The sequence below is a fragment of the Bartonella sp. TT121SHDZB genome (assembly GCF_042193415.1).
In the GTDB taxonomy this organism is placed as follows: domain Bacteria; phylum Pseudomonadota; class Alphaproteobacteria; order Rhizobiales; family Rhizobiaceae; genus Bartonella.
The window spans coordinates 1-7,069 of sequence record NZ_JBHILR010000021.1 but is presented as its reverse complement, the minus strand read 5'-3'; the positions used below and the strand labels follow the sequence as shown (position 1 = coordinate 7,069).

The 7,069-nt window shown below is 35.6% G+C and carries 6 protein-coding genes; 2 read left to right on the top strand and 4 right to left on the bottom strand.

Annotated elements, in window-relative coordinates:
- Positions 1 to 2,624: type ISP restriction/modification enzyme (locus ACFIKI_RS08175; protein ID WP_375666714.1), on the top strand; the 2,624-nt coding region annotated here is incomplete at its 5' end.
- A gap of 901 nt (positions 2,625 to 3,525) precedes the next feature.
- Here ACFIKI_RS08175 and ACFIKI_RS08170 read toward each other — a convergent pair.
- From ACFIKI_RS08170 to ACFIKI_RS08155, 4 genes are all read right to left on the bottom strand, one after another.
- Positions 3,526 to 3,999, bottom strand: a complete 474-nt coding sequence (locus ACFIKI_RS08170) for an SMI1/KNR4 family protein (protein WP_375666712.1) — start codon at positions 3,997 to 3,999, stop codon at positions 3,526 to 3,528.
- Between the two features lie 107 nt (positions 4,000 to 4,106).
- The gene (locus ACFIKI_RS08165; protein ID WP_375666711.1) at positions 4,107 to 4,403 is read right to left on the bottom strand and encodes a hypothetical protein; all 297 of its coding nucleotides are present in this window, start codon (positions 4,401 to 4,403) and stop codon (positions 4,107 to 4,109) included.
- Positions 4,391 to 4,960: an SMI1/KNR4 family protein gene (locus ACFIKI_RS08160; protein WP_375646638.1), complete on the bottom strand. Its 570-nt coding sequence runs from the start codon at positions 4,958 to 4,960 to the stop codon at positions 4,391 to 4,393. Before ACFIKI_RS08160 ends, ACFIKI_RS08165 begins: the two co-directional genes overlap by 13 nt.
- A 51-nt stretch (positions 4,961 to 5,011) precedes the next feature.
- Positions 5,012 to 5,620 (bottom strand): HNH/ENDO VII family nuclease, encoded by a 609-nt coding sequence (locus ACFIKI_RS08155; RefSeq protein WP_375666710.1) that lies wholly within the window; start codon positions 5,618 to 5,620, stop codon positions 5,012 to 5,014.
- 247 nt (positions 5,621 to 5,867) lie between these two features.
- Between ACFIKI_RS08155 and ACFIKI_RS08150 the strand changes: the two genes are divergently transcribed.
- Positions 5,868 to 7,034 (top strand): tyrosine-type recombinase/integrase, encoded by a 1,167-nt coding sequence (locus tag ACFIKI_RS08150; RefSeq protein WP_375666708.1) that lies wholly within the window; start codon positions 5,868 to 5,870, stop codon positions 7,032 to 7,034.
- Positions 7,035 to 7,069: the final 35 nt, after the last annotated feature.

Here is a 7,069-nt window from a genome sequence, read left to right as displayed (position 1 = left end):
GTGAAATCAAGCAAGAGGAAGCGATTGAGATGTTAGCGCAACATCTTGTCACGCGTCCCGTGTTTGAAGCTTTATTTGACGGTAATGAATTTGTACAGAATAATGCCATTTCACAAGCAATGGACAAGATCTTAACGGAACTGGATAAAACAAATATCGAAGAGAAAACGAAAGATCTTGATCAATTTTACAAAAGTGTCACGTTCTGTACAGCAGGCATTACGGAAACGCATGCAAAACAGAATCTTATTATCAAACTTTATGAAAGTTTTTTTGCCAAGGCATTTAAGAAAACCACGGATAGGCTTGGGATTGTTTATACACCCGTTGAGGTTGTTGATTTTATCATTCATTCTGTTGATGATGTGTTGCGGAATGAATTTGGAACAAGCTTGGGGTCCCGTGGTGTTTCTATTCTTGACCCTTTTACAGGTACTGGTACCTTTATCACAAGGCTTTTACAATCCAATCTCATAAAACCAGAGGATATGGAATATAAATTCCGTCATGATATCCATGCCAATGAGATTGTTTTGCTTGCTTATTACATAGCAGCGATTAACATTGAAACAGCCTATCATAGTCTTATGAAAGGTGAGTATATTCCTTTCAAACATATTGGCTTAACCGATACTTTCCGCATGCTTGAAAAGCAAGATCTGATGAAAGGTTTACTAGAGGAAAACAGTGAATATTTAGAGTATCAGAAAAATCTGGATATCAAAGTTATCTTTGGTAACCCACCTTATTCGGTAGGACAAAAGAGCGAAAACGACAATGCAAAAAATACGCCTTATCCGATATTAGATGACCGTATTCGTGAAACCTATGCCGTTCAATCGAAAGCAACCAATATACGAAGTCTTTATGATAGCTATATCCGTGCAATCCGCTGGGCTAGTGACCGTATTGATAATGCTGGGGTAATCGGTTTTGTTTCTGGTTCTGGTTATATAGAAAAGTCAACAATGGATGGGTTACGAAAATCTTTAGCCAAAGAATTTACGAGCATTTACGTGCTTAATTTACGGGGTGATCTTCGCAAAAATATGTTAAGCAATAGAGCTGCTCAAGAAGGTGAAAATATTTTCGGCAATGGTAGTATGACTGGTATTGCGGTAACGCTATTTATCAAAAATCCCAATGCTATTGGACCTTGTAAAATTTACTATCATGATATTGGTAATAATCTTTCCACCGAAAAAAAACTTGAGATGCTTCAATATTTGGGTAGTGTTGGTGGTATTACACGTGATGATGGTTGGCAAATGATCACGCCAGACGAATATGGTGATTGGATAAATCAACGTGATGAAAGTTTTGAAACATTTCTAGCCTTGGGTGTTAAGAAAGATCATGACAAAAAACTGTTTGAAAATTTCTCTTGTGGTATCGTCACTAGTCGTGATGCTTGGGCATATAACTCAAGCCGTAAAGCTTTAGCCAAAAACATGAATAATATGATTACCTTCTATAACAGTGAAGTAGAACGGTTTAATGATACCTATCCACATATTGATCGTAAAATACGTGTAAAGACTGTAAATGATTTCGTAAATTCAAATGTAAAAAAAATAAGTTGGAGCCGTGCACTTAAACAAGATTTGGCAAAAGGAAAAATTTTTGAATTTGAGATTACATGCCTTACGAAAAGTTTATATCGTCCATTTACACAACAATGGCTCTATTATAGTCGTACCTTCAATGAAATGGTTTATCAAATGCCGCGTATATTTCCAATAGGAAAAGCGGTTGAAAATAGAGGCATTCAAATTACAGGCGTAGGAGCAAGGTGTGGTTTTTCTGTTTTGATGAGTAAGGATTTACCTAATCTAGATGCAATAGAAAAAAGTCAATGCTTTCCAAGATACTTTTATGAAGATATTACCTCCTTAAAATCTAAAGATAATAACCAGTCACATTTATTTACGCATTCTACAGAAGAAAGCACAACATCTGGTTTACAAAGGCGTGATGCTATAACTGATGAAGGATTAGCACATTTTAAAGCGGCTTATCCTAATGAAAAAATCACTAAAGATGATTTATTCTATTACGTTTACGGTCTACTTCATTCGGAAGATTACCGTGCCCGTTATGCTGATAACCTCTCTAAAGAATTGCCTCGTATCCCTTGCGTAAAGAGTGCTGATGACTTTTGGAAGTTTGTAACAGCTGGGCGTGAATTGGGTCATTTGCACGTGAATTATGAAACTATAGAACCTTATCCAGTGACCTTTAAAAAAGGTAATCCAAAAGTTACAGAGATCTCTAATCCAGAAAAATTCTATTATGTAACTGAAATGAAATTCGCAAAAGCAGGTAAAGAGAAAGATAAATCAACAGTTATTTATAATAACAATATCACAATAACAGATATCCCTCTTGACGCTTATGCGTATATCGTTAATGGTAAACCCGCTCTTGAATGGGTTATGGGGCGCCAATGTGTAAAGACTGATAAAAAGAGTGGTATTGTGAATGATGCCAATCGCTATGCTGTTGAAACCATTGGTAACCCTGCCTACCCTCTAGAGTTGTTTCAAAGGGTTATTACCGTAAGTTTAGAAACAATGAAAATCGTTAAGAACTTACCAAAATTAGAACTAAGAGAAACTGAATAACTTATAAAGCATATTCACATGATAAGCATGCTAAATTCACAAGAGGTATAGAACATAGCGATTAATCTATACCTCTCTTGTTAAGTTGATTACCTACCATCTTAAAAGGAGTGTTTATATGCGTTATTCTAAAAAGAAGAAACTTGCACTTTTAGATACTCTTATTTGGATTGTCTTTAAAAGATTATACCGTAATTTAAAATGATAGCTTTATTGTTATCAGAAGCTTTGTTTAAAGAGAGTTATATATATTCATTTTCTTATATTACTTATAGGTTTTGAAGGTTCTTAAAACTCTCAAAAACCCTTCAAAACCCTCTTAAATGTATATCATAGATTGTATTTATGTATTGTGTGTAATATAAGTTGTTTATTTAAAACATTAACATATTGAAATATAATAACTTTTATTTTTTTATTGAAAAATAATATATAAAGGGGCGTAAAAGAAACCTTCAAAACCCTCTAAACTCATAACCATAATGGTCTTGATAGCACTTCTTATGAGTTACAAACTATCTTTTGAAAGGCTTTAAAGGAGCATATGCTTTTCATAAAGCACATTTTAATCACTCACTAAAATAATCTATTTTGTCGGTTCAATTTACTGACACATAACTGACAAATATATATTATGAATTGAATTTATGGGTTGTCTTTTAATAAAGGTTGCATCATTAAAATTATAACCTATTGAAATATAATGTTTTTAATTTTCTCTCATTTAAAAAAAATAATAGAGGGTCTAAAAAGAACTGACAAAACTGACACGGTCTATTAAAAGGGATTTTTCTAATCTTTATAATGATCAATCTCTTTTTAGATGTTTTCATAACAAGCAATAAATCGCAATTATTCTATTTATCAACTAGTTGTATAACATCATCTAAGGTATAAGTTTTCATGAATCTTCCCCTGCATACTCTTTAATTCTTTTGCAGAGAAATTCATAAAAATTACTTGCGTAATATTCGGAATCTTCAGATGTATACTTGAGATAGAGTGGGCATTCACCATCCCGAAACTGCGTATAATCAAAATAAAAGGTTTCACCAAAATCTGTTCTATTGACAACAAGCTGCTGTGGTTTTGCCAAACCATTTTTTATATCCGTCAAATGATAGAAAACAATATCACCAGCAGGACACTTATCAAAACTTGCGTTATAAATGCTAAAAATTTCATAACCTCCAATTTCTCCTCCTCCATAATTTTTTAAAAAACTTTTGTAGGAAGATGTGAATTGTAAACCAAGAGTTCTCTCAGCTTTTTCAATCAATATATCATCAGGCGCATCCTCCGCAGTGCCAAAGTCGATAACATCCGGATACTTATTAATTAATTGTGCAACATCACCTAAAATATAAGTTTTCATAGATTATCCCCCCTAAAAAATATTAACGATGCTTGCATTCTTGAAAAGAAAAAAATAATGGTGGTTTAACATTGCAATTTGGAAGTAAAACCACCATACAAAGAAATTTACTTCAAATTATCTGTAATCCTTTTACAGAGGAATTCATAGAAGTTACTTGCATAATATTGTGGATCCTTGGGTGGAAAATCAAAATAGAGTGCACATTCTCCATTCTGAAATTGAGAATAATCGAAGAAAAATGTCTTTCCAAAATCGGTTCTACTAACAATAAGTTGCTGTGGCGTTGCAAAACCATTTTTTCTATAATTTAAGTTTTTATAAACAATATCATCACTACGAACAATCTCAAAGTTTGTATCATAAACGCTCCATATTTCCTCTATCAATTTCACCTCTTCCATAGTTTTTTCCAAAAACTCTTGTAAAAAGGTATAGGTTGCGGAGTGGGAGTGTTCTCAGTCTTTTCAATCGGTTGTTCACCTTCAGGTATCTCTTCTCCCACGTGTACTTTAATTCTTTTGCAAAGGAATTCATAAAAATTACTGGCGTAATATTCGCAATTATCCAATGGAAACATAACATAGATTGGACATTCTCCATCTCGAAACTGCGTATAATCAAAGTAAAAGGTTTCATCAAAATCAGCTTCACACACGATAAGCTGTTCTGCTGTCACAAAACCACGTTTTCTATCATTTAAGTTCTGAAAAACAATATCACCAGCAGGAATACCCATAGGATTATCATAAAGACTATAGATTTCTTCACCACCAATGTCCCCGCCTTTACAATGTTCTAAAAAACTCTTGTAAGACGATGTAAATTGTAAACCGAGAGCTTTCTCCGCCTTTTCAATCACGAAATCACCAACTGCATCATCTTCAGTACCAAAATTGATAATATCACCATTATATTTATCAACTAATTCTAAAACATCATCTAAGGTATAGGTTTTCATCAATTATTTCTCCAAATTTCTTTTTTCTCTTTTCAATTAACCGTAGAGCATTTACTGTCGATGCTCTTGTCCCCATCTGTCAAAATCTATCCCTATGATACTCCATTTCATATTGATTATTCCTCCTAAATTATTGTTTGTTTGTTCTCTATATCCTTTAGCGCGTTCCTTCCAATATTCCTCTCTCCACTTACCAAACTTTTCTCTCTCTATAAGCGATTGATGTGTTTTGGAAGGAGCATGAATCACAGAAGTATATTTTTTATGAGATTCATGACTCATTTCTGCTATGGGTCCCTCATGCGTTTGCTTTAGGTGATGCAACTCAACAGACTTATTATCAAATCCTATAGGTGCTCTTCCTGTTTCCATTCTCTCAATATTGGTGCCCCACACCGTTTTTCCTTTTTCTTCCCAATCAGAAATTCTGTTAGGATCAAACAAATCATCTCTCTGATAGGCTTTGTTCGTCTGACCAAATTTGCTATCAGTAAATTTAGTGGGTTTCTTTTTTAACCAAAGCTTTTTTTCTTTAGCAGCGAGTTTAGTTAGTTCTTTCTTCGCCGCATGTTTGGCAGGATCTCCTTGAGCTGCAAGTTTGGCAAGATTTTTCTTGGAAGCGAATTGGGCAAAATCTTTCATAGCATTGAACTTGATCACTGTCTTTTCGCCAAGCTTTATACCTTCCTTGGCTGCTCCAGCACCTCCAAAAAACAGCGTTGCTACTTCAGGGCAACGTATTGATTTATAATGATAATCTAGCGTTATTCATGTTGAGTGAGAGTCCCGAATAACGTAAGATTCTCTCATTTCAAACCTGCTTATCTTGAATCAATCAAAACCACTCATTTGCACATAACAAGTGGGATGAGTGTGTGGATCAAATTTGTATAAGAAAGGACTAAAAATGGCTCTTATGAACCGTCTTAATGCAAGATCTGTCGCAACATTGGGGGCTGGCAAATATAATGATGGTGCTGGCTTGTTACTTCATAAGCGTAAAGATGGAGGTGCTCAATGGATTTACCGTTATACCCTTCACGGGCGTCGTCGTGAAATGGGATTGGGAGCGTTGCGAGATGTCTCTTTAAAACAAGCGCGTGAATTGGCAACGGGGTGGCGTTCTGTGTTACGTGAGGGGCGTGACCCCATTAAAGAACGCAATAAACAAAAGCGTGAAGCAATAAGCAATCTTCATTATTTAAAAGACATTGCCGTAGATGCTTTTGAAAGCCGTAAAGCTGAATTAAAGAATGATGGTAAAGATGGACATTGGTTTTTACCTTTACGCCTTCATATTCTCCCTAAATTAGGCTGTTTACCCGTTTCTGAGATTACACAAACAGAGATACGCAACACTATTGCCCCTATCTGGCATACAAAAGCTGCTACAGCGCGTAGAGCTCTCATTCGTCTCAATCTTTGTCTCAAACATGCGGCTGCTTTGGGTTTGGATGTTGATTTACAAGCAGTAACAAAAGCACAAGCTCTCTTAGGTAAACAACGCCATAAAATCCAAAACTTACCTGCAATGGATTGGAAAGATGTCCCTGCCTTTTATCAGTTACTCTGTAAAACACAAAACATGACACAACTGGCTTTGCGTTTGCTTATCCTTACAGGGGTTCGTACTTTTCCTTTGCGTCATATTCATAAAGATCAAATTGAAGGTGATATCTGGACAATTCCTGCTGAGAATATGAAAGGAAAGCGTGATACAACAAAAGAATTTCGCGTGCCCTTATCAACAGAAGCATTAGAAATTCTCAAACAAGCGCGCTCGCTTTCTCGCAACGATTTCTTTTTTTCTGCAACCGGTCGCGGTCCCCTTGCTGAACGCTGTATGTCAATTTATATGAAAAAAAATAAACTTGAATCCTGCCCCCATGGTTTTCGCTCTAGTTTACGTGATTGGCTCGCCGAAACAACCGATGCCCCCTATGAGGTCGCTGAAACTATTCTAAGTCATACAGTAGGAGGACAAGTAGAGCGTGCCTATCGTCGTACTGACTATCTAGAACAGCGCCGTGTTTATATGGATAAATGGGCGGCTTATGTCACAGGTCAATCTTAAGATATGGGGTGCATAACCCCATGATCTGTGGATAA